Annotated in this window: 1 protein-coding gene; it reads right to left on the reverse strand. The window is 67.3% G+C overall.

The window, feature by feature from the left end; genetic code table 11:
* Nucleotides 1–257: hypothetical protein (locus tag QEP11_RS16630; protein ID WP_284337767.1), on the reverse strand; the 257-nt coding region annotated here is incomplete at both ends.

A 257-nucleotide genomic window follows, 5' to 3' on the forward strand; every position in this document is an offset into this window, starting at 1 on the left:
TGTGGTGTCCTGGGCTGCGGCCAGATCCGCACCCGGCACCTGGGCCGTCCAGGTGCCATCCCCGTTGTCGATGGCTGCATACGATTGACCGTCCACCCGCACAGTGACTGTGGTGGTGGTCGCATCGGCTGGCATATTGGCCAGCGTCACGGTCACCGGCACACTGGCGCCCGCTTCCGTGCTGTTGACCACGCCGTCACCGGCAATGACGCCCACAGTAACCGTGGTGCCCGCTGCGCCCGTATCCGGCGGCGTGT

Source organism: Comamonas halotolerans (assembly GCF_030162935.1).
Lineage (GTDB): Bacteria > Pseudomonadota > Gammaproteobacteria > Burkholderiales > Burkholderiaceae_C > Comamonas > Comamonas halotolerans.